This is a genomic window from Pseudomonas protegens (genome assembly GCF_003363755.1).
GTDB classification, from domain to species: domain Bacteria; phylum Pseudomonadota; class Gammaproteobacteria; order Pseudomonadales; family Pseudomonadaceae; genus Aquipseudomonas; species Aquipseudomonas danubii.
Map to the genome: position 1 here is coordinate 5,731,546 of NZ_CP031396.1, position 24,820 is coordinate 5,756,365.

Genomic DNA, 24,820 nt, shown 5'->3' on the forward strand with positions numbered 1-24,820 from the left:
CCTGTTCATCTTCCCAGTAGATGGTTGAAACGGCGTCGAAGGGAACGCAGTGGCGCAGTGATGCGAAAGGAGCTGGAGCGATACACCCGGTCGAGTTCGCCGCAGGCGTGTCCCATGAGTTCCTGTTGCTGGCGCTGTTGTTGTTTCAGTTGCTCCATTTGCTTAAGCAGTGCCTCCAGCTCAGCCTGTTTTTCCAGGCATTCCTCACGCCAGTCCAGGCGGGTTTCTTCCAGTAGTCCAGGCAGTGCTTGCCAGAGTCGGTCGATTGACTGGCGGGTGGGGCGGCGGCCCTGGCTGATGAGTTCGGCCACTCGATCCCAATGGCGCTGCAATTGCTCTCGGGCATCGACCAGTCGGGCGCAGGGGGCTCGCCGTACAAGGCGCTCCAGGAACCACTGGGGATCTATCTCTTGCACAGCGTGCAGGGGGTGGATTCCCTCGTAGTCCCGCAGGGCGGTGTACTTGCCCAGGTCCAGGCGGGCCGAGCTGAAGAGGGGGACACCGAAGGCCAGGGCGGTAATCGCCAGGTGGTAACTGTGGCCGATCACGCCTTGGGCGTGGCCGAGGATCTCGGCCAGCAGCAGCGGTGCTGGCCAGGTAGGCAGGCGTACGGCCCTTGGCAGGTCGTCGCCAAGAATCGATTCGTGATCTCCCAGTACCGGGCCGATGGGCAGCAACAGCAGCTGCCACCTTGCAAAGAGCGGGTTGTGGGTTTTCCACAGTTGTAGGAACCCCTCCAGGCCGGCAATCGCATGCACCACCAGGTAGGGCCTGTTCAGTCCGGCCTGTTCACAGAGTTGGCGGTATTCCACGGAGGGCTGCTGCAGGTCGATCAGGTTGGGCAGGCCGAATGCGGTGTCCGGCAGCACCTCGACTCGGGCCTCATCGCTCAGCGCCGACAGTGTGTCTTGAGACAAGGTGTCCCGTACTTGCACGTGGGGGCTCAGCTCCAGGGCCAGTTTGACCAGAGGGACTGCCCAGGTCGGTACGTTGTTGCAGTGCATGCCCGGGGCATTCCAGATCAGCGGTACGTCATGCTGCAGGGCAATCAGTGCGGGGGATAGCCAATAACCCGTGGGATGGTGGATCTGCGGGTCTGGCGGGTAATACCCCGGGGCCACCTGTTTGTCGAAGCGGATGATGAAACCGCCTCCAATCAGTACCCCGTCCAGGGTCTCGATCAGCCGGGGCAGTTCGCTGACCGAGGTGACGTTGTAGGGCCATTGTGGCGTCGTGCGGGTGTTATAGGAGAAGGCATGCAGGTGCACAGTGCCCAGGCGCGCCTGCAACTCGGCGGCGGCGATCAGGGGAAACAGCAGATCGCCGTAGTTGGCCACGTCAAAGGTACCGAAGATCGCTACCTGCCACTCCTTGTCCTTCATGAGTGTTCCTCGGTCGCCCTGGTTGTTTGTCCTTCACGGGTGACGGGCTTGATGTGCAAATCAACGATTCCCAGGAAATGCTTGTTGCCCGGCAGAATGTCGAAGGCCAGCAGGGCGACCTGCTTTTCAATCAGTTGTGAGGTTTCTTCGGTCTCGCCATCCATCAGCTTGAGGGTGATGTGGTAGCGCCCGGCAGCCAGGTTGGCCGCGAACTGCAGGCGGATCGAAGCGCGGCGCCAGCCATTCTCGGATGCGCCGCTTTGCAGGGACGCATTGACTCCGCTGATCACCAGCAGCCTGGCCTCCTGGATGGTCAGGCTGATGTTGGGGCGGCTGACGGCGTCGCTGACGAGCGTGTCGATGGCGATCTCGATGCTGTCACCATGGACAAAGCTCGAGTACAGCGCTCCGGTGTTGCTGAAGACCGCCGAAGTGATGCGTCCTTCATCGGTGCCAAAAGCCATGCCGTGTTCCGGGTTGAGCGCTGTCTTGACCGTGACCTGGATGGCTCCGGCGCTGGCCCAGCGCCGCTGTTCGTCGCGCATGTCCAGCAGGTAGAGCTCGGCCATCGCTTCCGGCGCGCCGCTGGCGCGGATTTCGCCGTTACGCAGATACAGGGCGCGGTTGCAGAAGCGCTTGATCAGGCTCATGTCGTGAGACACGAACAGCAGGGTCATGCCTTGTCGTGTCAGGCGATCGAGTCGCTCCAGGCACTTGAACTGAAAGGAAGCGTCGCCCACGGCCAGGGCTTCATCGACAATCAGGATGTCCGGCTCCACGCATACCGAGACGGCAAAGGCCAGGCGTACCAGCATGCCGCTGGAATAGGTCCTGGTGGGCTGGTCGATGAACTCACCGATATTGGCGAACGCGGCGATTTCGTCGAAGCGCGCTTCGATTTCCGCGCGCTTGAGCCCCAGCACCGCACCGTTCAGGTAGACGTTCTCGCGGCCGGTGAACTGCGGATTGAATCCCGAACCCAGCTCCAGCAAGGCAGCGATCCGGCCGTGGCGGGTCAGGCTGCCGCAAGAGGCACCCGTGGTGCCGCAAATCAGTTGCAGCAAGGTCGATTTGCCGCTGCCGTTGCGCCCGATGATGCCCAGGGCTTCGCCTTTGCGAATCTCCAGGGAGACCTCTTTCAGTGCCCAGAACTCGCGATAGCGCGGTTTACCGCGAGGCAGCAGCAATTGCAGCAAGCGATCCCGAGGCTGGTCGTAGATCTGATAGCACTTGCCCAAGCCCTGGGTCTTGATCACAGGATCAGAGCACATCGGCAAACCCCTGGCGGGTCTTCTCGAACCACGCGTGTCCGAGAAAAGCCACAGCGCTGGCACCCACCAGTTGGCCCAGCCATAGGCTGATATCGGGGACGACGCCCCAGATCAGCACGTCGCGGGATGACTCGATGACCAGGGTCAGGGGATTCAGATAGAGCCAGTGCTGATAGGCAGTCGGCAGCGCGCTCACGGGATAGAACACTGCGGACAGCAGCATCAGGGCCGACATTAGCACTCCAATGACCTGGCCGATGTCCCGCAGGTAGACCCCCAGGGACGCCAGGAACCATGACAGCCCAAGCGTGAACAGCACCAGCGGCAGCAGTACCAGGGGAAACAGCAAGGTGGTGAACGGTGGCAGGCCGAAGACCAGTAGATGAAAGATCAGCCAGACGATGAAACTCACCAGGGTATGGAACAGCACGGCCCCGAGTATCACGCCGGGCAGGAGGTCCAGGGGGAACACGACTTTCTTCACGTAGTTGGCGTTGCTCGGGATCAGGCCCGGGGCACGGCTGATGCATTCTGAAAACAGGTTGAAGACCATCATGCCGGTGAATACCAGCAAGGCGAATTGGCTTTTCGAGTCGCTGCCGGTGTCCCAGCGCACCTTGAACACCACGCTGAAAACGAAGGTGTATACCAGCAGCATGAGCAGGGGGTTGAGGAAGGACCAGAGCAGGCCGGCGATCGATCCGCGATAGCGGCCTGTGATTTCACGCTCGATTAGCGCCAATAGCAGTTCCCGATGGCGCCAGGGCCTGAACATGAAACGGTTAAGCGTGTTACCCCCAATCAACATCCACTCCTTGGTGATCAACTTCCAACACCGCCATACGCACGACCTGAAAGTACTGAGGAGCGGGACGGTGGTTTGTATCGAAGAATTTTATGAGTTGTGTATAGACCAAAAATGCATGGGCCGACGGCGTTTTTGTGAGCTTTTTGATGATTCGTGCCGATCAGTGCAGGCCTGTTGATAAAAGGGGGCGAGGCGGTGGGAGTTTCGCCTGGGGAACTGTGGAAGGTTGCAGACCGGCGGAAACTGTCAGTCGCTCCACCGGTTTTTTTCGAGTATTAGGGACGGCGGGCTGCCAGTTGCTCGGCCAGGCCGTGTGCCTGGCGCGCGGTCGCTTGCCGGGAGACCTGGTCGATGTCAGGCCCGAGAATGGTTTTCTCCACCACCAGCGAATGCTGGTCGGCAATGCCGATGAAGTTCAGCCAAGCCTCGATGTAGGGTTTCTGGAAATCGAACGCTTGGGCCGGAGTGTTCGACTGGGCTGAAAAATCCAGGCCGCGGGCGTAGCTCACCACCGCTGTCTTGTTGCGCAACAGGCCCTGCAGCCCGTGCTCGGGGTCGAAGCTGAAGAGGATTCCCTGGTGTGATACCAGGTCAATGAAATGCTTGAGCTTGTAGGGAATGCTGAAATTCCACAGCGGCACGGAGAGCACCAACAGGTCGGCCTGATGCAGGGGCGCGGCGAGTTCCTGGAGTCGGTCCCACGCGCTTTGTTCGCTAGCGTTCAACGGCTGGCCACCGAGTCGGGCGTACTTGGCGTCCATTGCTGTCTGATCGAGCTCCGGCAGTTCCAGGCTCCAAAGGTCCAGGGTGCTGACTTGAGTGTCGGGAACCTGTTGTTGATAGCGCTGGATAAAACTGCGGGCGATTTCCAGGGAGGCGGAGCGACGTAAGCGAGGCGAGCATTGGATGTGCAGGAGCCGGGTCATGAACGAATCTCTTGGTGGATAGGGATGACCGCTATTGCAACATAGCTAATTTATAAATATAAATTGTCGATCTAAGGCTTATTGATGGCGATATGAAATATGTTCGATGCCTTGCTGCTTCGTACCTTTGTCGCTGTTGTCGATGAACAGGGGTTCAGTCGTGCAGCACAAAAACTGCATTTGACCCAGTCGGCGGTCAGCGGCCATCTGCGGCGCCTGGAACAGCAGGTCGGCAAGCCGCTGCTGCAACGCACCACCCGCTCACAGCAACTGACAGCCGATGGCGAGCGGCTGATGGCCTACGCCCGAGCCATTCTGGCGTTGAATCGCGACGCCTGGACCGAGTTGACCCGGGTGCCGTTCCATGGGCGTGTGGGGATTGGATTGGCGGAGGATTTTGCCGAGCCCCGCCTGTTGCGCGCGCTACTGGATTTTGCCGGGCAGTTCCCGGGTATCCAGCTCGATGTGCAGGTGAGCATCCCCGGTACCCTCCTGGATCTTCTGGCTCAGGGCAGTTTGCAGCTGGTGGTGGGGTCCTTGTGCGAAACAGCAGCGCCAGGCCAGTTGCTCTGGTCCGAACCTCTGGTCTGGGCCGGGCTGCCACAATCAGTGTCACCCTTGCCCGAGCCTTTGCCCCTGGCGCTGTTTCCTGAGCCTTGTCCTTATCGGGCGGTGGCCCTGGGGCGGTTGGCCAAAGCCGGCATCGCCCAGCGTACGGCCATGCTCTGCAGCAGCAATGGGGCCTTGCGTGCCGCAGTGCTGTCGGGCTTCGCCGTGGCGCCCATGGCGGTCAGTCAGTTGGGAGCAGGGCTGTGTGCACTGGGGGCGGAATACGGTTTGCCGGAGTTGCCTCAGGCCCAGTTCCGGCTGTTTACTGCGTCCGACGCGGACCCGGCCGTTGTGGCGGCACTGACTCAGGTCATCGTCGAATATTGTTCCAGCCGACGATCCGCGCTTTAGGCATCGTCCTCTGCGGCCGATAACCCCTGCAAGGGGCTAGATCGGATGCGGTTGCGAGCGGCCCCTGGCCTGTGTTTGAACGCCATGGAGCCGATGTTTTACAGGATACTGGTCAGTGAACCGGTCTCGAAAACAACCAGGGATCTGCCGCGTAGTTCAGGCTTTTCCCGTCAGGACGCCCCTTTTGCCTGTCCCCATTTACGACGCTCAACACGCCCCGGGTGGCACCTTGAAACGCTTGCCGCTGCTCAAGGCCGCGGTGGCCTTTATCGCCACGGTGTTCCTGTGCCTGTGCGGTTTGCTCTACCTCCAGCTAGAGCAGTCCTGGCGCCATGACCTGGCGCAGGCAGAGGTCAACTCCACTAACCTGACTCGGGCTATTGCCCAGCAGGCGGAGGACACCTTCATGGAGGCCGACCTGGTGCTGATGAGCCTTTCCGAGTGGATCCAGGCCATCGGCGAGGGGCCCGTGCAGCGGCTGCGTCTGCAACAGATCTTTGCTCGGCGGGTACAGGCCCTGGTGCAACTCAGCGGAGTGTTTCTCTATGACAAGCAAGGCCAGTGGGTGGTCAGTTCCTTTAACGATTCGCCTCATGGCAAGGACGTGGCAGATCGTGACTACTTCAGGTTCCACCAGCAGAACGCTTCGCTGCAGGCCCATATCAGTCCGGCGATTCGCAGTCGCGCCAACGGCGAGTGGATCATTCCCATTTCGCGGCGGATCAATGACCAGAACGGGAACTTTCAGGGCGTGCTGATGGCCGGCATCAAGCTGGCTTACTTCGATCAATTCTTCAAAAGCTTCAATATCGATGAGCAGGGCGTGATGTTTCTCGCCCTGTCCGATGGCACCCTGATCGCGCGGCGGCCATTCGAGGAGCGGCAGGTGGGGGCCTCCTTGTCCCGTGGCGAGATTTTCAGCAAGTACCTGCCTGAGGCCACCTCCGGCAACGCCATGATCACCTCGATCGTGGATGGGGTGACGCGCTTGTATGGCTATCGCCAGTTGCAGGCGTATCCGCTGGTGGTGGCGGCGGCCAACTCCAAGGACTCGATTCTCAAGGGCTGGTACGCCTCGGCCTATCAATCCACGGCCATCGTCGCCCTGGTGCTGCTGGGAGTGGGGCTGTTCGGCTGGGTGTTTGTGAGCCAGGTGCGCAACAACGAGCGGATCGAAACCGATCTGCGCAAGGCCCAGGAGGCTTTGGAGGTGATTGCCACCCATGACAGTCTGACCGGTTTGGGCAATCGGCGGCTGTTCGAACGTTCCCTGGAGATCGAGTTCGGTCGCGGGGCGCGGCAGAGCACGCCGCTGAGCCTGATCATCGCCGACATCGATTACTTCAAGCGTTACAACGATACCTACGGCCATGTGGCCGGCGATCATTGTCTGGCAGAGGTGGCCCAGGCCCTGAAAGGGTGTTGTCATCGCAAGACCGACCTGGCCGTGCGTTATGGCGGGGAAGAGTTCGCGGTGCTGCTACCCGATACCGATATCCACGGTGCCCTGGCCATGGCCGAGCAGATTCGCCAGAGCGTCATGGAGCGCAACATCAGCCATTCCGGTTCTCCAGTGGGGCGCGTGACCATCAGTCTGGGCTGTTACTCCTTCGTCCCTACGGGGCGCGACAGCATCGAAGTCTTCATAGAACGGGCGGATGCAGCGCTATATCAGGCCAAGGCCACGGGGCGCAATCGGGTGATGGCCCTGGCGGTGGAGAGCGCCGAGGATCTGCTGCAGCGCTCCGACCGTTGAGTCATTGTCAGGCTTTGCAGAAGATCTGATTGGTGCAGGTATTGCCACCAAGCTCATAGGTGGTGGTGCCTGCGGCGTCATATCCCTGGGCTCGGTAGAAGGCCCGTGCCGAATGATTTTTGAGCCACAGGCAGGACGCTCGCCGCGCCTGGGCGAGGCCACTGGGGCGGTGGTTACTACAGAATCACCGTCAGCTCTTGGCAAGAGCCAATCCCGGGCCAATGCGATAAAAAATATCAGCCGAATCGATTGTTGGAATGCCCCGTTTCTGGCTTATACCTATCGTTGACCTGGCAGGGACCGGCGCTGGACAAGCGGATCGGCACAAGCATCTCCGGAGCCCTGCGCGACACTCATTTCAAGGATTTGTGCATGAGCCAGCCGCACCTGATGAACATTGACCTCTATTTGCGCCGACTGGGTTACCACAGCGCGCCGCCGCCGACCCTGGAAACCCTGCGAGAACTGCAATGGCGACATGTCTGCGAGTTTGCCTTCGAAAGCCTTTCTACCTTGTTGCGCCTGCCGGTGCCCATCGACCTGGGCACGGTGGAACGCAAGATTCTGCAAGAGGGGCGCGGTGGCTATTGCTATGAACTCAATCAGACGTTCCTGGTGCTGTTGCAGCATCTGGGCTATGAGGCGCGTGGCATTACCGGGCGGGTGGTCATGGGCGGGCCGGAGGATGCGCTCACCGCGCGCAGTCACAGGTTGACGCTGTTGCACCTGGACGGGCAGCGCTACATCGCCGATGTCGGCTTCGGCGGCATGGTGCCCACTGCGCCCTTGCTGCTCGATACCGAAGCAGAGCAGGCAACACCCCACGAGCCCTATCGCATTACCGAGCGAGACGGTAGCTACACCCTGCGCGCCAAGGTCATGGATGAGTGGCGGGCCCTGTACGTCTTTGATCTGCAGATACAGGGCGACGTGGACTACGAAATGGGCAACTGGTACGTCTCGACTCACCGTGACTCGCCTTTCCTCGGTCAGTTGAAGGTGGCGCTGATAGGGCCGGGGGTGCGCCGAACCCTGAACAACGGCAGCTACGCTTTGCATCGCGTGGGGCAGCCCAGCGAGCGGCGGCAGATCACTAATGCGGGGGAGCTGATGCAGTTGTTGCGGGACGAGTTTGCCTTGCGTCTGCCGGAGCATCCCGAGCTGTCGCGAGTGCTCGAGCGCTTGCTGGAGACCTGATCACCACCTGTCGTACCGGGAGCGGGAGCCGAATACGGAAGCACTTCCCGATTAAAATCCCAAGCTGGCGCTCCATAGAATCCACCGGCAAACCGGCAATTTTCTATGGAGAGAATCATGCAGAAAATACATCGATCCACGGTGTCCGGCAGTACCGCAACACCGCTGAGGCGTTTCAAGCAGGGGCTGTTCGCTGCGCTGCTGGCAGTGGTCAGCCTGTGTTCCACCAGCAGCTTCGCGGTCCCCAACCCCGACGGCAACTACAACCTGAGCATGGACGCGCGGGCCGGGTCGCCCTATCCACCGTCCGACAACTACAGTGCCGATCTCAAGACGTCCGGAGTCGGGCCGGCGTTCACGGTGCCGGTGAGTCGACACCACATCATTGCCTACAACCAATTGCGGGATTTCTACATGTCCGTGGTGCAGCGTGGGCACTTGAAGGAGCTGAAGGGTTTCTGGGACGGCTTTGGCGCACGTTTCCTCAGCTATGGCCAGGACAATCGAGTCAACGTCACTGCGCCGGTGGCGGCGGATTATGACCAGGCCAAGACGTTGCTCGAGGAGATCGGTCGGGGCGTGGTGCGGGCCAATGCGGGCGTGCCGCCACGGCCCCTGGGTTGGGACACCTTTCATGGCTTCTACACCTGGATGCCCTGGAACCTGTTTCTCGGTCCGAACGGTCGCAATGATGATCCGGGTGAGCAATTCGAAACCAATGCCCAGTACATCATCAATAACAAGGACACCTGGAACACCATCATCAATGTGCGCGACAACATGCTCAGCTATCAGCGTGACGGCAACGTGAAGACCCTGGCCAACATCAACTCGCAGCTGTTGCGTTTGTCGGCGCGGACCCGGGTCTATCCGCTGGTCAGCGATCAGTGGATTCGTGTCGCACCCAATGTGTACAAGATCCGCGTACCGTCCAACTGATTGGTCTTTTTGTGTGCGGCGAGGGTCGATCCAGCCAATGGATCGGCCTTTTTTTGCGTTGTGTTTCAGCGGGTGGAGTTGGGGAAGAGGATGTCGGCTGGCTGCACAGGTCCTGCCGGCCCGATGTGGGGCGGTGGCTCTGGGGCGGCCATTCAGGCTGGAAAAGGGTGATCCGTACGACCTGAGCGGGGCTTTTTATCGGTGAATCAGCAGGGGGAAGTGCCCGAAGATTGACCGATAAACTGTATACAATCCTATGGACAGTTGTCTTTGTTGTTGCATACAGTGTGCGCATAACAAAAACAGGGAACCCCACACCATGAATACGCCCCAGGTTTCACAGCAACGTCCCGAAGATGAAAATTTGGGTATTGCCGCGAATATGGCTTATGGCCTGCAACACGTTCTGACCATGTATGGCGGTATCGTTGCGGTGCCACTGATCGTCGGCCAGGCGGCCGGTCTGTCGCCAGCGGAGATCGGCCTGCTGATCGCCGCTTCGTTGTTTGCAGGGGGGCTGGCAACCTTGCTGCAAACGCTCGGCGTGCCGTTTTTCGGCTGCAAGCTGCCGTTGGTTCAAGGGGTGTCCTTTGCGGGCGTATCGACCATGGTGGCGATTGTCACCAGCAGCGGCGAGGGCGGCTTCCAGTCAATTCTGGGGGCGGTGATTGCAGCTTCGCTGATCGGTCTGCTGATTACGCCGGTGTTCTCTCGCATTACCAAGTTCTTTCCCCCGCTGGTCACCGGCATTGTCATCACCACCATCGGCTTGACGCTGATGCCTGTGGCGGCGCGCTGGGCGATGGGCGGCAATAGCCGGGCGGCGGATTTCGGCAGCATGTCGAACATCGGTCTGGCGGCCCTCACCCTGGTGCTGGTGCTGCTGCTGAGCAAGATCGGCAGCGCGGCGATTTCCCGGCTGTCGATTCTCCTTGCCATGGTCATCGGTACGGTGATCGCGGTGTTCCTGGGCATGGCGGATTTTTCCGGTGTCACTCAGGGGCCGATGTTTGGCCTGCCCACGCCGTTCCACTTCGGGATGCCGACTTTCCATGTCGCAGCGATCCTGTCGATGTGCATCGTGGTCATGGTGACCCTGGTGGAAACCTCGGCGGACATCCTCGCGGTGGGTGAAATCATCCACACCAAGGTCGACTCCAAGCGCCTGGGGGATGGGCTGCGTGCCGATATGCTGTCGAGCATGATCGCGCCGATCTTCGGTTCCTTCACTCAGAGTGCGTTTGCCCAGAACGTCGGGCTGGTGGCGGTCACCGGGATCAAGAGCCGTTTTGTAGTGGCTACCGGCGGCGTGTTTCTGGTAGTCCTCGGCCTGCTGCCCTTCATGGGGCGGGTGATTGCGGCGGTGCCCACCTCGGTATTGGGCGGTGCCGGTATCGTGCTGTTTGGCACCGTGGCGGCCAGTGGCATTCGTACCCTGTCCAAGGTCGACTACCGCAACAACATGAACCTGATCATCGTTGCGACCTCCATCGGCTTCGGCATGATCCCGATCGCTGCGCCGAGTTTCTACGACCACTTCCCCAGCTGGTTTGCGACGATCTTCCACTCGGGCATCAGCTCGTCGGCGATCATGGCGATCCTGCTGAACCTGGCGTTCAACCATTTCACCGCCGGCAACTCGGACCAGCAGTCGGTGTTCGTCGCTGGCACCGAGCGCAGCCTGCGCTTCCAGGACATTGCCGTGCTGCGTGAGGGGGACTACTTCAGCGGTGGCAAGCTGCACGATGCCGAAGGCAATGAAGTGCCGCTGGTAGCTGAGGTTTCGGGACAGTCGTCGAATCCGCTTGGGGACGGCTCGGCACCGAGCCATGCTCGAGGCAGTGCGCAAACCACGCACTGAGTGCAATCATTGCGACATTAAAAAACGGCGCCCTGAAGGCGCCGTTTTTTATGGGTGAGTCATTATTCGAGGTTGTCCAGGGGCTCCAGGGCTTGCAGGGCTTCGGGGTTGTCCTTGTACTGCCCGCGCAAGGTTGCGAGCTGGCGATCATGGCCGATACAGACGTCGTTAACGGCTTTCTCCAGTTCGGCCCGACGCTCCTCGTCATACGCCTCCTCGCCGGCAAAGTGCTGGCAATCTTCGTGACGCTGGATAAAGGCCGTGACCTCGGCCGGCAGCTGTGGGCCGCCGTAGTGACCGCCCAGTTGCAGGCGTTTTTCCTCGACCCAGCCACTGTAGTCCTCACCGTTTTTGGCGATGTACATGACTTGGGCCCAGCCGCCGTCGCTGGAGGCGTACACGGTCAGGCCGTCGCCCGGAATCACATAGAGCTTCTGGTTCACGCAGGCGGCATTCGGCCCACTGTGAAAGTGCAACCGTCCTTGGCCTATGACCTTGGCTTCCAGGGGCGGGCGGTACTCGCCGGCTTCCAGAGAGGCGTTGTCGCTCAGGGTGGCGCAATCCACCGTGGAGGCGGCCAGGGCCTGTAGCGGTAACAGAGACAACAGCCCCCACAGGGACAGGAGGCACAGAGGTCGGTTCATTGCACAGTTTTCATCAGGGGATTCGGATGGCGCGATGGTAATGACAAAGAGGCGGCCTGTGAATGTTTCCAGGCCGCCCTTTGAGCAGCGTGACTTACTCCGTGACCTTGCTGAACTGCCCCTGGCGCACCAGGGACAGAGCCATTACCACCACCACGGCGGCGGCCGCCGACAGGGTCAGGGGCAAACCATAGCTGCCGCCGCTCATGGCGGCGCCACTGAGCAGTGGTCCCAGCAGGCTGCCGATGCCCCAGAGCAGACCGGCGCTGGCATTGGCGGTCACCAGATCCGCTCCGCTGAAGGATTGCCCGATCAGCACGATCGCCAGGGTGTAGATGCCGCCCGCCGCCGCGCCGAGGATGACCAGGCTCGGCCAGAGCAGACCGGGGGATTGCATCAACAGTGGCAGGCACAGGCCGATCAGCAGAGCGATGATGCCGCAGCCGAGGTAGATCCCCGGGCGCCCCAGCTTGTCCGAGAGCCAGCCCAGGGGGAACTGGAACGCCGTATCTCCCAGGAGAATGATGGTCACCATCAGTGCCGCCAGTTTGATGCTGTAGCCATGAGTGGCCGCGTACACCGGAAACAGCGACAGCACGACGCTGTCGAAGAAGGCGAAGAACAGTATGCCCACACACAACGCCGGGGCGATGCGGATAAAGCCCAGCACCGAGAAGGTCCGGCTTTCCTCGTGAGGACTTGGGGAGTCTTCCTGGGGCAGGGTCAGCCAGACCACGGCGATCGCCACGGCATAACCGAGGCTGACAATGGCGAGTACGAGCGGCCCCTCGGTGCCCAGCAGTGATACCAGGCCAGGGCCCAGCAGTTGGAAGAAGGTGAAACAGGTGGTGTAGACCGCCACCAAGCGGCCACGGCTGGCGTCTTCGGCCATTTCATTGACCCAGGTTTCCCCGAGAATGATGATCAGCCCGGCCCCAAGCCCCATGGCGACCCGGGCCAATCCCAGGCTGAAGAGGTTGGTGCCCGGCAGTTCCAGGGCTGCCACGCTCAGGGCGCAGAGGCTGAAACACAGCAGATAGATCTGGCGCCGGGTCAGGCGCTGGCACAAGGCGTTGACCAGGAAGGCCGAAAGCATCATGCCCGCCGCAGGCAGGGCTGACATGATGCCAATCTGATTGTTCGACGCGCCGGCCTGGTACAGGCGCAGGGCAAGGATCGGCACTGTGGAGCCGACGCTCAGGCCGACAATGGAAATGCCCAGGATCAAGGCAGCTAACAAGGCTTTGTTCATGATCAAGACTCGCGCCTGAAGCGTCAGGCGCTGAAAAATGGAGATGTTGCGGACGCCGCGTGACAGCATCCGCCGAGATACGGGCGAGAGCCGGGCCTGTGCCCTCGGCGTAGGGGCCGGCTGCTGGCGAAGCGGTCATTGAATGGTGCGGCGCACTTCGAGACGTCTTCGCTGGCGAGCCAGCCTCTGCATCGGCGCCAAAGGTGGCGGGGCGGTGCCAGGCTCAATCGCGGTTAGCGACTGCCTTAGTGCGGGGAGAAGGTGAAGGCGAACAGGACGCTGCGGCGGCGACGGTTGATCGCGCAATCATGCTGGGCAACGGCCAGGGTTGCCGAAGGGCTCATCGAGGGGGAGAGGCACGGGGACTGTGCTGGCAGGAACATCGTTGTCTGACTGGCCGGAAAAATAGGCGCACAGCCTACGTCAGGCCATTGCGGCAAGGCAACCAGACCTTTGTCTGAGCCATTCGGCTCGCAAAGCACTTTATCCGCATGTCTGGCTGACATGCGGATCATGAAACTGATAGTGGTTTTTTTCTGCTGATTTGCCAAAAGAGCAGGGCGCTCTTGTTGGGTTTGAGGCAAATCAGAGTAGGAATATGGCTCCACGACCTGGACTCGAACCAGGGACCCAGTGATTAACAGTCACTTGCTCTACCAACTGAGCTATCGCGGAATGCGCCGTATCTTACTGATTCAGAAAGGGAAGTCAACAAGCTGTGAATGTTTTTTTCAGTGCGGCGAGGTTCTGAATGATCTGCTGACATTACTTCAAGGGTTTTATCAGCTAGCGGGCCTGTACGTGATCCGATAGGGGCTACCATGGCTCCCCGGAAGTGGTTTCACGCGCTGCCGGCCTCAAGCCGCAAAGGTACGTTTTTATGATGCGCTTCGATTTATCCCAGGTTCCCACTCATTTTTTTGCATCGCGATGCGAGGTGCTGTCATGAGCATCGAGCAGATCAACCTGCCCAAGGGAGTCGGGCCTCAGGCCGACAAGTTGTGGGATGCCATTACCCAGGCAGCGGCAGCGGCGGATCTGAACCGCGCGGCGGGCAAGGCCGAAGGTTTTGTCCTGGGGCTGGAGAGTGCCAAGGCCATCAAGAGCCAGGTCGCTGAGGCGTTGTACGTGGCCTTTGATGATGCCGCCAGTCAGCGAATGCGTGAACTGGCGGGTTGAGTCGGTTCAGCCGCCGAAGGTCAGGGTGCCCAGCATCAGCTTGGCCATCAGCGATGTGGCTGCCAGTTGCACCAGCCACAGGGCCAGACCACCGAGGAACACGCCGAGGGCGATTTGCAGTACCAGGCTCTTTTCGCGTTTCTGCGAGCGGGGCAAGTAGTGCTCCAGTTCGTCGCGGTCGGCCCGCAGGTCATCGTCTTTCATCTGGATTCTCGATCGGCAAGGGAGGCGTGGCCTCAGTCTAGAGGATGCAGGGGCTGGACTGGTTATTAGCTGAGCGCGCACAAAAAAGGGGAAGCACCATGGCTTCCCCTTTTTGCGCGACGGCCGTGAATCAGATCACCTGGAGGATGGCCTTGGTCACCACGTCGATGTTGTTCTGGTTCAGTGCGGCCACGCAGATGCGGCCGGTGTCCAGGGCGTAGATGCCGAACTCGTTGCGCAGGCGGGTCACTTGCTCAACGGTCAGGCCGGAGTAGGAGAACATGCCGCACTGGCGGCCGACAAAACTGAAGTCGTGCTCAGGGGCGCCTTTGGCCAGCAAGTCGACCATCTGGGTGCGCATGCCGCGAATGCGCAGGCGCATTTCCGCCAGTTCCTGCTCCCACTGGGCGCGCAGTTCCGGATTGTTCAGCACCGCGGCAACGATGGTTGCGCCATGGGTTGGCGGGTTGGAGTAGTTGGTGCGGATCACGCGCTTGACCTGGGACAGCACGCGAGCGCTTTCTTCCTTCGAGCTGCTGACGATGGACAGAGCGCCAACGCGCTCGCCGTACAGCGAGAACGACTTGGAGAACGAGCTGGACACGAAGAAGGTCAGGCCCGACTCGGCGAACAGGCGCACGGCCGCGGCGTCTTCGTCGATGCCGTCGCCAAAGCCCTGGTAGGCCATGTCGAGGAATGGCACGAGGTTTTTCGCCTTGACCACTTCCAGGACGTTTTTCCAGTCCTGCGGAGTCAGGTCGACACCGGTCGGGTTGTGGCAGCAGGCATGCAGCACCACGATCGATTGGGCCGGCAGGGCGTTGAGGTCTTCCAGCAGGCCGGCGCGGTTTACGTCGTGGGTGGCGGCGTCGTAGTAGCGGTAGTTCCGCACCGGAAAACCAGCGGTTTCGAACAGTGCGCGGTGGTTTTCCCAGCTTGGATCACTGATGGCGACTACAGCGTTGGGCAGCAGTTGCTTGAGGAAGTCGGCGCCGATCTTCAGTGCACCAGTACCGCCAACGGCCTGGGTGGTGACCACGCGGCCAGCGGCCAGCAGGGGCGAGTCGTTGCCGAACAGCAGTTTCTGTACCGCTTGGTCATAGGCGGCAATGCCGTCGATCGGCAGGTAACCACGGGAAGCGTGTTGAGCGGCGCGAATTGTCTCGGCTTCGACAACGGCGCGCAGGAGTGGAATGCGTCCCTCCTCGTTGCAGTACACGCCCACCCCAAGGTTGACCTTGTTGGTTCGGGTGTCGGCGTTGAATGCTTCGTTGAGGCCCAGGATTGGATCGCGTGGTGCCATTTCGACAGCGGAGAACAGGCTCATTTTTACGGCGGCTCTGAATGGAGTGTGGAGGGACGTGTCGCGCTCCAGCCGAATGCACTAGAGCGGTGCACAAACGGGGAGCTAGTATAGAGGCCATCATCGCGGGGGGCGACAGCCGATTGACCTTTTGCGACAAGTTTTTCGCTTTATTTTTCGACCGTTAGTCTTATTGCAACCTTCCGGGTGTTAACGGGTGTAAGACCTTTACCTTGAAAGCCGTGGTATCTGCCTCCACATCCAGCTCATTCCGGTTTTTTCCTCGGCGACATGGGTCGTACGCGGTGTTTCTCGTTCCTGTACGGTATGGCCGCGCATGAATGATCCCAGAGGTAGATATGTCCGAATTCCAGCTAGTCACTCGCTTCCAGCCCGCCGGCGACCAGCCGGAAGCCATCCGCCTGCTGGTCGAAGGCATCGAGGCCGGACTGGCCCACCAGACCCTGCTCGGCGTGACCGGCTCGGGCAAGACCTTCAGCATCGCCAACGTCATCGCTCAGGTGCAGCGCCCGACCCTGGTACTGGCGCCGAACAAGACCCTGGCAGCCCAGTTGTACGGCGAATTCAAGGCCTTCTTCCCGAACAATGCGGTGGAGTACTTCGTTTCCTATTACGACTACTACCAGCCCGAAGCCTATGTGCCTTCCTCGGATACCTTTATCGAGAAGGATGCCTCGATCAACGACCATATCGAGCAGATGCGCCTTTCGGCGACCAAGGCGCTGCTGGAGCGCAAGGACGCGATCATCGTGACTACGGTGTCCTGCATCTATGGTTTGGGCAGCCCGGAAACCTACCTGAAAATGGTTCTGCACGTGGACCGCGGCGACAAGCTCGACCAGCGTGCCTTGCTGCGGCGCCTGGCGGACCTGCAATACACCCGCAACGATATGGACTTCGCTCGTGCCACCTTCCGTGTGCGTGGCGACGTGATCGACATTTATCCGGCGGAATCCGACCTGGAAGCGATCCGCATCGAGCTGTTCGACGACGAAGTGGAAAGCATCAGCGCTTTCGACCCGTTGACCGGTGAAGTGATCCGCAAGCTGCCGCGTTTCACCTTCTACCCCAAGAGCCACTACGTGACCCCACGGGAAACCCTGCTGGACGCTATCGAGGGGATCAAGGTGGAACTGCAGGAGCGCCTGGAATACCTGCGCTCCAACAACAAACTGGTGGAAGCCCAGCGTCTGGAACAACGCACCCGTTTCGATCTGGAGATGATCCTCGAGCTGGGCTATTGCAACGGCATCGAGAACTACTCGCGCTACCTCTCCGGCCGTCCCGCCGGCGCCGCGCCACCCACCTTGTACGACTACCTGCCGGCGGATGCGCTGTTGGTGATCGACGAATCCCACGTCAGCGTGCCTCAGGTGGGCGCCATGTATAAGGGCGACCGTTCGCGCAAGGAGACTCTGGTGGAATATGGTTTTCGCCTGCCATCGGCGCTGGACAACCGGCCGATGCGTTTCGACGAGTGGGAAGGTGTCAGCCCGCAGACCATCTTCGTCTCTGCTACCCCGGGCAACTATGAAGCCGAGCACGCCGGGCGCATTGTGGAGCAGGTGGTGCGTCCCACCGGCCTGGTGGACCCTCAGGTGGAAGTACGCCCGGCCCTGACCCAGGTGGATGACCTGTTGTCGGAAATCACCAAGCGCGTGGCGGTGGAAGAACGAGTGCTGGTCACCACCCTGACCAAGCGCATGGCCGAGGACTTGACCGACTACCTGGCCGACCACGGCGTGCGCGTGCGTTATCTGCACTCGGACATCGACACCGTGGAGCGTGTGGAAATCATTCGCGACCTGCGCCTGGGTACCTTCGATGTGCTGGTGGGGATCAACCTGCTGCGTGAAGGCCTGGACATGCCGGAAGTGTCGCTGGTGGCGATTCTCGATGCCGACAAGGAAGGCTTCCTGCGTTCCGAGCGTTCGCTGATCCAGACCATCGGTCGCGCCGCGCGCAATCTCAATGGCCGGGCGATTCTCTATGCCGACCGCATCACCGGTTCCATGGAGCGGGCGATTGGCGAGACCGAACGGCGGCGTGACAAGCAGATTGCCTTCAACCTGGCCAACGGCATCACCCCCAAAGGGGTGTTCAAGGATGTCGCCGACATCATGGAAGGCGCCACCGTGCCGGGCTCGCGCAGCAAGAAGCGCAAGGGCATGGCCAAGGCCGCCGAAGAAAGCGCCCGCTACGAAAACGAACTGCGTTCGCCCAGCGAAATCACCAAGCGCATTCGCCAGCTCGAAGAAAAAATGTACCAACTGGCCCGGGACCTGGAGTTCGAGGCGGCGGCGCAGATGCGCGACGAAATCACCAAGCTGCGCGAGCGCTTGCTGACCGTCTAACGGCGTTCGATCCCTAAACCGTGGGATCAGCGAGATGGTGATCATGATCCGCGGCTGCCCCAGGGTGCGAATGATCTGGATCTGATTGCGCTGCGGCCCGGCGAAGTCCGGGTTGAGCACTCCGAAAAAGAGGCTCGCCATCCCGAACAGGTCAAATCCCAGGGCGCGCGGCCGCAATCAAAAAGTGTAAGAAAAATCACTAGCGGGTGAACCTGGCAGATAGCCCGTGGGTGGTAAATGCCAGGCGCTGATATTTGACCATTCATGGGCTCTGCGGCGGCCTGTAGTCGCAACCTTGGCTTAAATGCCCTCCTTACTGGAGCCGGGCCGGGGTCGCCTGTTACCATTCGCCCCCTGTTTTATTCCTCGTTTTTCTATCTTTTCGAGATATGCCATGACCACCGTCCGCACGCGCATCGCGCCATCGCCTACCGGGGACCCCCACGTAGGTACCGCTTACATCGCTTTGTTCAACTATTGCTTTGCCAAGCAGCATGGCGGTGAGTTCATCCTGCGTATCGAAGACACCGATCAGTTGCGTTCGACCCGCGAGTCCGAGCAGCAGATTTTCGATGCCTTGCGCTGGTTGGGCATCAACTGGAGCGAAGGGCCGGATGTGGGCGGTCCCCATGGTCCTTATCGCCAGAGCGAGCGCGGCGATATCTATCAGAAATATGCTCAGCAATTGGTGGACCTGGGACACGCGTTCCCATGCTTCTGCACGGCCGAAGAGCTGGACCAGATGCGCGCCGAGCAGATGGCTCGTGGCGAGACGCCGCGTTATGACGGCCGCGCCTTGCTGCTGTCCAAGGAAGAAGTGGCCCGGCGTCTGGCGGCCGGTGAGCCCCATGTGATTCGTATGAAGGTGCCGACCGAAGGCGTCTGTGTGGTGCCTGATCTGCTGCGTGGCGATGTCGAAATTCCGTGGGATCGCATGGACATGCAGGTCTTGATGAAGACCGATGGCCTGCCGACCTACTTCCTGGCCAACGTGGTCGATGACCACCTGATGGGCATCACCCATGTGCTGCGCGGTGAAGAGTGGCTGCCTTCGGCACCGAAGCTGATTCTGCTCTACGAGTACTTCGGTTGGGAGCAGCCGCAGCTGTGCTACATGCCGCTGCTGCGCAATCCGGACAAGAGCAAGCTGTCCAAGCGCAAGAATCCGACCTCTGTGACCTTTTATGAGCGCATGGGTTTCATGCCGGAAGCCATGCTCAATTATCTGGGGCGCATGGGCTGGTCGATGCCGGACGAGCGCGAGAAGTTCTCGTTGCAGGAAATGGTCGATAACTTTGACCTGTCGCGGGTATCCCTGGGTGGGCCGATCTTCGATATCGAGAAACTGTCTTGGCTCAACGGCCAGTGGTTGCGTGACCTGCCGGTGGAAGAGTTCGCCAGTCGCGTGCAGACCTGGGCGCTGAATCCTGAATACCTGATGAAGATCGCGCCCCATGTGCAAGGCCGGGTGGAGACCTTCAGCCAGATCGCACCGTTGGCTGGCTTCTTCTTCGCCGGTGGCGTGACCCCGGACGCCAAGTTGTTCGAATCCAAGAAGCTTTCTGGCGATCAGGTGCGGCAAGTGATGCAGTTGATCCTGTGGAAGCTCGAGAGCCTGCGCCAGTGGGAGAAAGACAGCATCACCGCGACCATTCAGGCAGTGGTTGAATCCCTGGAGCTGAAACTGCGTGACGCCATGCCGCTGATGTTCGCTGCGATCACTGGCCAGGCCAGCTCGGTGTCGGTGCTCGATGCCATGGAGATCCTGGGGCCTGACCTTACTCGTTTCCGTCTGCGCCAGGCCATCGACCTGCTCGGTGGCGTGTCGAAGAAAGAGAACAAGGAGTGGGAAAAACTGCTGGGCGCCATCGGCTGACGGCGCTTCGCAGCAGGGGAGCTACAAGGGGCTACGGGCTTTTCGACTACGCTTGATTCTCAGGCGCCAGGTCGATTGGTCGCTGGCCAAGTGGGTTCCAGGCGGCTCGCGGCCCCCCGTTTATGGGAGTTGGCACGGGCCGCTAAGGCTGAAAAAGCCAGGGTTTTTGGGGCAGGGCGGTAAGTGGTTGTTATCCCGGCAAATTTTTTTTCAAAATACGGAAAAAAAATTGACAGCCTTCTGATCGCCCCTTAAGATTCGCCCCGTCCTCACCGACGAGGGGCTATAGCTCAGCTGGGAGAGCGCTTGCATGGCATGCAAGAGGTCGACGGTTCGATCCCGTCTAGCTCCACCAATTTACAGTTCAAGGCCTGGCCACACCGGCATTGAATCGATCAGTACTCAGCACTGATCAGTTGTATAGAAGGGTTTGCGTCCCCTTCGTCTAGTGGCCTAGGACACCGCCCTTTCACGGCGGTAACAGGGGTTCGAGTCCCCTAGGGGACGCCAGTTTTACACAAGTGATGTTGCAAGATATCGCTGCGCCGCGAGGCGAAAATCCGGGGCTATAGCTCAGCTGGGAGAGCGCTTGCATGGCATGCAAGAGGTCGACGGTTCGATCCCGTCTAGCTCCACCAATTTACAGTTCAAGGCCTGGCCACACCGGCCTTGAATCGATCAGGACTCAGCACTGATCAACTGTTAGAAGGGTATGCGTCCCCTTCGTCTAGTGGCCTAGGACACCGCCCTTTCACGGCGGTAACAGGGGTTCGAGTCCCCTAGGGGACGCCAGTTTCACACAAGCGATGTTGCAAGATATCGCTGCGCCGCGAGGCGAAAATCCGGGGCTATAGCTCAGCTGGGAGAGCGCTTGCATGGCATGCAAGAGGTCGACGGTTCGATCCCGTCTAGCTCCACCAATTTACAGTTCAAGGCCTGGCCACACCGGCCTTGAATCGATCAGAACTCAGCACTGATCAACTGTTAGAAGGGTATGTGTCCCCTTCGTCTAGTGGCCTAGGACACCGCCCTTTCACGGCGGTAACAGGGGTTCGAGTCCCCTAGGGGACGCCACGTTTACCCGCTATGCGGGATTTTTAAGGGTCATTCAATTATTGAATGGCCCTTTTGTTTTTCTGGCGTCCGGCCAACTTTTACTCTCTTCCTCAGCCTGCACTTCTGACCGGCGGTCACACTGACGACTTGCGGAAAATTATTATGAGAATAATATTTTGTCCGTAATATTCGGAGGCAACGATGAACGATAAAAAAGCTCAAACCCGCGAACGTATTCTCCAGGCTGCCAGTTCAGCGCTGATCCAGCGAGGCCCGGCCGAACCGAGTGTGGGGGAGGTGATGGGGGCTGCCGGGCTGACGGTGGGTGGCTTCTATGCGCACTTCGAGAGCAAGGATGCGCTGATGCTTGAGGCGTTCACCCAACTGCTCGCCCACCGACGTGGCTTGCTCGACGAGATGGACGCAGGTTTGAGTGGTGAGGAGCGAAGGGCGCTGACGGCAGCGTTCTATCTGTCGCGCAAGCACCGCGACTCCACTGAGCAGGCCTGTCCGATTCCGGCATCGGTGGGTGAGCTGGGGCGGCTGCCAGAGAGTTTTCGCAAGGCTTTGAACGAGCATATGGAGCTGATGGTCGCGCAGTTGGCCGCAAGCCCCGAGGACACGGACAAGGCGTTGGCGGATATGGCGTTGATGGTGGGTGGGCTGTCCCTGGCGCGAGCTCTGGGGCCGGGTGAATTGTCCGATCGTCTACTGCGTGCCGCCAAGTCGGCGGTTCTATGACCTGAAGTTCGGTTGCGAGGTGTTGGGCGATGAGCGGATTGAGCTGGATTCGTGGTGTCAATGGCACTCTGGGCTGGGTGGCTCCTCAGTGGGCGGCGAATCGGATGCGCCAGTTGTTCATGACTCCCCGTGAGCTGCCGCCCCGAGAGTGGGAATTGCCCCTGCTGGAGCGTGCTGAGCGTCTGACCTTGCGCTTTGGCCTCTCTGCCTTGCGTTGGGGGCAGGGGCCGACAGTGTTGCTGATGCATGGCTGGGAAGGGCGACCCACTCAATTTGCCAGCCTGATCGAGGCGCTGGTGGCGGCTGGCTATACCGCAGTGGCGCTGGACGGTCCCGCCCACGGCCGCTCTCCAGGGGAGGAGGCCAATGTGGTGCTCTTTGCCCGGGCGATGTTGGAGGCAGCGGCGGAATTGCCCCCCTTGCGCGCAGTGATTGGTCACTCCATGGGCGGTGCCAGCGCCATGCTCGCTGTGCAGTTGGGACTGCGCACCGAAACCCTGGTCAGTATCGCCGCGCCGGCTCGGATTCTTGGCGTGTTGCGAGGTTTTGCCCGCTACATGCGCTTGCCGCCCAGGGCGCGCTCGGCCTTTATCCGTCAAGTGGAGAAGGATGTAGGGATGCGTGCCGCGACCCTGGACGTGGCTCAGTATCAGTTGGAGATGCCTGGCCTGATCATTCATGCCGAAGATGATCGATTTGTACCGGTCAAGGAGTCGGAGTTGATCCACCAGGCCTGGTTCGACAGTCGCTTGCTGCGCTTGAGTGAAGGTGGTCATCAGCGAGTGTTGGCCGATCCCCGAGTGATCGACGCTGTGATCACTCTGGTCACCGGACGCCATCTGCCGGCGCGCCAATCTGCCTGAGCATCCGCTACACTGCCCCGGTCAAAAAATCTGACCGGGAGTTGGGCATGAGTTGGGATCTGGCAACGCCATTCGTTATCGATCTGCAGGTGGTGGCCGAGGAAATCGATGGCTTGGGGCACGCCAACAATGCGGTCTACGTGACCTGGCTGGAGCGTTGCGCCTGGCGTCACTCGCAACGTCTGGGGCTGGATCTGGCCGAGTATCGTCGCCTGGATCGGGCGATGGCCGTGGTGCGGCACGAGATCGACTATCTGGCCGCGGCTTATGAAGGCGATGAGCTGCAACTGGCCACCTGGATCGTCGATTGGGATCAGCGCCTGAAGATGACTCGACGTTTCCAGCTGGTCCGTCCGAGCGATGGCAGTACCTTGTTGCGGGCCCAGACCACTTTTGTCTGCATCGAGCTGTCCAGCGGCAAGCCCAAGCGTATGCCCGCCGAATTCCTTGAGGGCTACGGCCCAGCCCTGCAGGGCTCGTGATCACCTTGGCTCCTGTGTGGATACCGTCTTGCCAGCGAAGGCCTGTTCAAGGGCGCTGTCAGGCCCGAGAGTCCATTTGTCGCTAAGCGCAACGCCGCTCGGCCTTTCCTACAAAATTCCTGTTATCGGGTGAAACCCAGTAAACTGGCGAACGTTTTTTCGCCTGATTTTTCGTTGAGTGTGTTTCATGCAAATTGCCCTGGCGCCCATGGAGGGGTTGGTCGACAACATCCTGCGGGATGTGTTGACTCGTGTTGGCGGGATCGACTGGTGTGTCACCGAGTTCATTCGCGTCAATGACCGTCTACTGACGCCTGCCTATTTCCACAAGCTCGCTCCCGAGTTGCTGCAAGGCGCGCACACCGCTGCCGGCGTGCCATTGCGCGTGCAGTTGCTGGGGTCCGATCCGGTGTGCCTGGCCGAAAATGCCGCGCTGGCCTGCGAGCTTGGCAGCGAGGTGATCGACCTGAATTTTGGCTGTCCAGCCAAGACCGTCAACAAGTCCCGGGGTGGGGCGGTGCTGCTTAAGGAGCCCGAACTGCTGAATCAGATTGTCGAGCATGTGCGGCGAGCGGTGCCTGCGCATATCCCGGTCACGGCAAAAATGCGCCTGGGCTTCGATAGTCCGGACGGTTCGCTGGTGTGCGCTACGGCGCTGGCCGAGGGCGGCGCGGAACATATCGTGGTTCACGCACGGACCAAGGTTGATGGTTACAAGCCGCCCGCTCATTGGGAGTGGATTCCTCGGGTGCAGGATGTGGTCAAGGTGCCGGTGTTCGCCAACGGCGATATCTGGAGCGTCGAGGATTGGCGGCGCTGTCGGGAGATCAGTGGCGTGGAGGACATCATGCTCGGTCGTGGGCTGGTCTCGCGTCCGGACCTGGCCCGGCAGATCGCCGCCGCTCGCGCTGGGGAGGAGGTGGTGGAAATGTCCTGGGCCGATCTGCAGCCCATGCTTCAGGACTTCTGGGCCCAGGTGGTGGTGCAACTGACCCCCCGTTCAGCCCCGGGGCGTTTGAAGCAATGGCTGGCCATGCTGACTCGCAACTATCCGGAGGCGGTTGAGCTGTTTACCGCTCTGCGTCGGGAAACCGATCTGGATCAGGTGGGGCGGCTGCTGGGCATGCCCCGCAGCGAAGCGGCGTAAAAAATTCAAAAAAAACCTCTTGAAATGTCAGGAGCGGTCCCTATCTCTTGGGTACGCGACGCCGAATTCGGGTCGCGGAGATAACCACTCGCTGAAAAATCAGGAGATAGACCCATGAGTACTGCATTTTCCCTGGCTCCACTGTTCCGTTCCTCTGTTGGCTTCGACCGTTTCAACGACCTGTTTGAATCGGCGTTGCGCAACGAACCGAGCAGCAGCTATCCACCCTACAACGTTGAAAAACACGCCGACGACCAATACCGCATCGTCATCGCCGCTGCCGGCTTCCAGGATGACGATCTGGAACTGCAAGTGGAGAAAGGCGTGTTGACCGTGAGCGGTGGCAAGCGCGACGCCAATGAAAGTGTCACTTACCTGCACCAGGGCATTGCCCAGCGTGCATTCAAGCTGTCCTTCCGCCTGGCCGACCATATCGAGGTCAAGGCCGCGGCCCTGAGCAACGGTCTGTTGAACATTGACCTGCTGCGGGTTGTACCGGAAGAGGCGAAGCCAAAGCGCATCCCGATCAACGGTGCGCAGCAGCCGGCTCTGCAACACTAAGACCGCTGTAAAAAAAGGGCGCCCTGGTGGCGCCCTT

22 protein-coding genes, 7 tRNA genes and 1 pseudogene are annotated in these 24,820 nt (G+C 60.4%); 19 read left to right on the plus strand and 11 right to left on the minus strand.

Annotated elements, in window-relative coordinates; genetic code table 11:
• Positions 1–5: 5 nt before the first annotated feature.
• The 4 genes from DWF74_RS26005 to DWF74_RS26020 all read right to left on the minus strand — a co-directional run bounded on the left by DWF74_RS26005 (position 6) and on the right by DWF74_RS26020 (position 4,387).
• A complete protein-coding gene (locus DWF74_RS26005; protein ID WP_115581974.1) occupies positions 6–1,382 on the minus strand; it encodes a polysaccharide pyruvyl transferase family protein in 1,377 nt (458 codons plus the stop codon).
• Positions 1,379–2,653, minus strand: coding sequence for an ABC transporter ATP-binding protein (locus tag DWF74_RS26010; protein WP_102863700.1), 1,275 nt, complete (start codon positions 2,651–2,653; stop codon positions 1,379–1,381). Before DWF74_RS26010 ends, DWF74_RS26005 begins: the two co-directional genes overlap by 4 nt.
• Positions 2,643–3,458 carry an ABC transporter permease gene (locus tag DWF74_RS26015; protein WP_102864095.1) on the minus strand — a complete coding sequence of 272 codons (816 nt, stop codon included), beginning with the start codon at positions 3,456–3,458 and terminating at the stop codon, positions 2,643–2,645. Before DWF74_RS26015 ends, DWF74_RS26010 begins: the two co-directional genes overlap by 11 nt.
• A gap of 278 nt (positions 3,459–3,736) precedes the next feature.
• The gene (locus DWF74_RS26020) at positions 3,737–4,387 is read right to left on the minus strand and encodes an FMN-dependent NADH-azoreductase (protein WP_115581975.1); all 651 of its coding nucleotides are present in this window, start codon (positions 4,385–4,387) and stop codon (positions 3,737–3,739) included.
• A gap of 99 nt (positions 4,388–4,486) precedes the next feature.
• On the opposite strand from DWF74_RS26020, the gene DWF74_RS26025 reads away from it, so the two are divergent.
• The 5 genes from DWF74_RS26025 to DWF74_RS26045 all read left to right on the plus strand — a co-directional run bounded on the left by DWF74_RS26025 (position 4,487) and on the right by DWF74_RS26045 (position 11,100).
• Positions 4,487–5,347 carry a LysR family transcriptional regulator gene (locus DWF74_RS26025; RefSeq protein ID WP_115581976.1) on the plus strand — a complete coding sequence of 287 codons (861 nt, stop codon included), beginning with the start codon at positions 4,487–4,489 and terminating at the stop codon, positions 5,345–5,347.
• A 184-nt stretch (positions 5,348–5,531) separates the two neighbouring features.
• Complete coding sequence (locus DWF74_RS26030) at positions 5,532–7,103, plus strand: sensor domain-containing diguanylate cyclase (protein WP_102863697.1); 1,572 nt, start codon at positions 5,532–5,534, stop codon at positions 7,101–7,103.
• A 372-nt stretch (positions 7,104–7,475) separates the two neighbouring features.
• Complete coding sequence (locus tag DWF74_RS26035) at positions 7,476–8,300, plus strand: arylamine N-acetyltransferase family protein (RefSeq protein ID WP_115581977.1); 825 nt, start codon at positions 7,476–7,478, stop codon at positions 8,298–8,300.
• 117 nt (positions 8,301–8,417) lie between these two features.
• Entirely contained in the window at positions 8,418–9,239 is an 822-nt protein-coding gene (locus DWF74_RS26040) for a hypothetical protein (RefSeq protein ID WP_102863695.1), read from the plus strand.
• Positions 9,240–9,558: 319 nt separating this feature from the next.
• Positions 9,559–11,100 carry a nucleobase:cation symporter-2 family protein gene (locus tag DWF74_RS26045; RefSeq protein WP_102863693.1) on the plus strand — a complete coding sequence of 514 codons (1,542 nt, stop codon included), beginning with the start codon at positions 9,559–9,561 and terminating at the stop codon, positions 11,098–11,100.
• 62 nt (positions 11,101–11,162) lie between these two features.
• Here the strand turns inward: DWF74_RS26045 and DWF74_RS26050 are convergent, their stop codons facing one another.
• The 4 genes from DWF74_RS26050 to DWF74_RS26060 form a co-directional block, all read right to left on the minus strand.
• Positions 11,163–11,744 (minus strand): SH3 domain-containing protein, encoded by a 582-nt coding sequence (locus tag DWF74_RS26050; protein WP_115581978.1) that lies wholly within the window; start codon positions 11,742–11,744, stop codon positions 11,163–11,165.
• A 94-nt stretch (positions 11,745–11,838) separates the two neighbouring features.
• Entirely contained in the window at positions 11,839–12,996 is a 1,158-nt protein-coding gene (locus DWF74_RS26055; RefSeq protein WP_115582489.1) for an MFS transporter, read from the minus strand.
• Between the two features lie 245 nt (positions 12,997–13,241).
• Positions 13,242–13,604: a hypothetical protein gene (locus DWF74_RS30505; RefSeq protein ID WP_162884124.1), complete on the minus strand. Its 363-nt coding sequence runs from the start codon at positions 13,602–13,604 to the stop codon at positions 13,242–13,244.
• A tRNA-Asn gene (locus DWF74_RS26060) sits at positions 13,596–13,671 on the minus strand. Before DWF74_RS26060 ends, DWF74_RS30505 begins: the two co-directional genes overlap by 9 nt.
• Before the next feature lie 270 nt (positions 13,672–13,941).
• Here DWF74_RS26060 and DWF74_RS26065 point away from each other — a divergent pair.
• Positions 13,942–14,175 (plus strand): hypothetical protein, encoded by a 234-nt coding sequence (locus DWF74_RS26065; protein ID WP_102863689.1) that lies wholly within the window; start codon positions 13,942–13,944, stop codon positions 14,173–14,175.
• A 6-nt stretch (positions 14,176–14,181) separates the two neighbouring features.
• Here the strand turns inward: DWF74_RS26065 and DWF74_RS26070 are convergent, their stop codons facing one another.
• Both DWF74_RS26070 and DWF74_RS26075 read right to left on the minus strand, forming a co-directional pair.
• Positions 14,182–14,379 (minus strand): hypothetical protein, encoded by a 198-nt coding sequence (locus DWF74_RS26070; protein WP_102863687.1) that lies wholly within the window; start codon positions 14,377–14,379, stop codon positions 14,182–14,184.
• Between the two features lie 130 nt (positions 14,380–14,509).
• Positions 14,510–15,706 carry an amino acid aminotransferase gene (locus DWF74_RS26075; protein ID WP_102863685.1) on the minus strand — a complete coding sequence of 399 codons (1,197 nt, stop codon included), beginning with the start codon at positions 15,704–15,706 and terminating at the stop codon, positions 14,510–14,512.
• Between the two features lie 335 nt (positions 15,707–16,041).
• On the opposite strand from DWF74_RS26075, the gene uvrB reads away from it, so the two are divergent.
• Positions 16,042–18,057, plus strand: a complete 2,016-nt coding sequence (uvrB, locus tag DWF74_RS26080) for an excinuclease ABC subunit UvrB (RefSeq protein ID WP_102863684.1) — start codon at positions 16,042–16,044, stop codon at positions 18,055–18,057.
• Positions 18,058–18,081: 24 nt separating this feature from the next.
• Here the strand turns inward: uvrB and DWF74_RS30720 are convergent.
• Positions 18,082–18,222 (minus strand): annotated as a pseudogene (locus DWF74_RS30720) (hypothetical protein); the annotation flags it as partial.
• A gap of 229 nt (positions 18,223–18,451) precedes the next feature.
• Between DWF74_RS30720 and gltX the strand changes: the two are divergent.
• The 12 genes from gltX to DWF74_RS26140 all read left to right on the plus strand — a co-directional run bounded on the left by gltX (position 18,452) and on the right by DWF74_RS26140 (position 24,783).
• Positions 18,452–19,933 (plus strand): glutamate--tRNA ligase, encoded by a 1,482-nt coding sequence (gene gltX, locus DWF74_RS26085; protein WP_102882514.1) that lies wholly within the window; start codon positions 18,452–18,454, stop codon positions 19,931–19,933.
• 279 nt (positions 19,934–20,212) lie between these two features.
• Positions 20,213–20,288 (plus strand) — tRNA-Ala (locus tag DWF74_RS26090).
• A 79-nt stretch (positions 20,289–20,367) separates the two neighbouring features.
• A tRNA-Glu gene (locus DWF74_RS26095) sits at positions 20,368–20,443 on the plus strand.
• A 52-nt stretch (positions 20,444–20,495) separates the two neighbouring features.
• Positions 20,496–20,571: transfer RNA gene (locus DWF74_RS26100), tRNA-Ala, on the plus strand.
• A 78-nt stretch (positions 20,572–20,649) separates the two neighbouring features.
• Positions 20,650–20,725: transfer RNA gene (locus DWF74_RS26105), tRNA-Glu, on the plus strand.
• A 52-nt stretch (positions 20,726–20,777) separates the two neighbouring features.
• A tRNA-Ala gene (locus DWF74_RS26110) sits at positions 20,778–20,853 on the plus strand.
• Between the two features lie 78 nt (positions 20,854–20,931).
• A tRNA-Glu gene (locus DWF74_RS26115) sits at positions 20,932–21,007 on the plus strand.
• 183 nt (positions 21,008–21,190) lie between these two features.
• Positions 21,191–21,730, plus strand: coding sequence for a TetR/AcrR family transcriptional regulator (locus tag DWF74_RS26120; protein ID WP_102882513.1), 540 nt, complete (start codon positions 21,191–21,193; stop codon positions 21,728–21,730).
• 29 nt (positions 21,731–21,759) lie between these two features.
• Complete coding sequence (locus DWF74_RS26125; protein WP_115581979.1) at positions 21,760–22,593, plus strand: alpha/beta fold hydrolase; 834 nt, start codon at positions 21,760–21,762, stop codon at positions 22,591–22,593.
• A 47-nt stretch (positions 22,594–22,640) separates the two neighbouring features.
• Positions 22,641–23,075, plus strand: coding sequence for an acyl-CoA thioesterase (locus DWF74_RS26130; RefSeq protein WP_115581980.1), 435 nt, complete (start codon positions 22,641–22,643; stop codon positions 23,073–23,075).
• A gap of 187 nt (positions 23,076–23,262) precedes the next feature.
• Entirely contained in the window at positions 23,263–24,222 is a 960-nt protein-coding gene (locus DWF74_RS26135) for a tRNA dihydrouridine synthase (RefSeq protein ID WP_102863678.1), read from the plus strand.
• Positions 24,223–24,336: 114 nt separating this feature from the next.
• Entirely contained in the window at positions 24,337–24,783 is a 447-nt protein-coding gene (locus DWF74_RS26140) for an Hsp20 family protein (protein ID WP_102863676.1), read from the plus strand.
• The last annotated feature ends 37 nt before the right edge of the window (positions 24,784–24,820 follow it).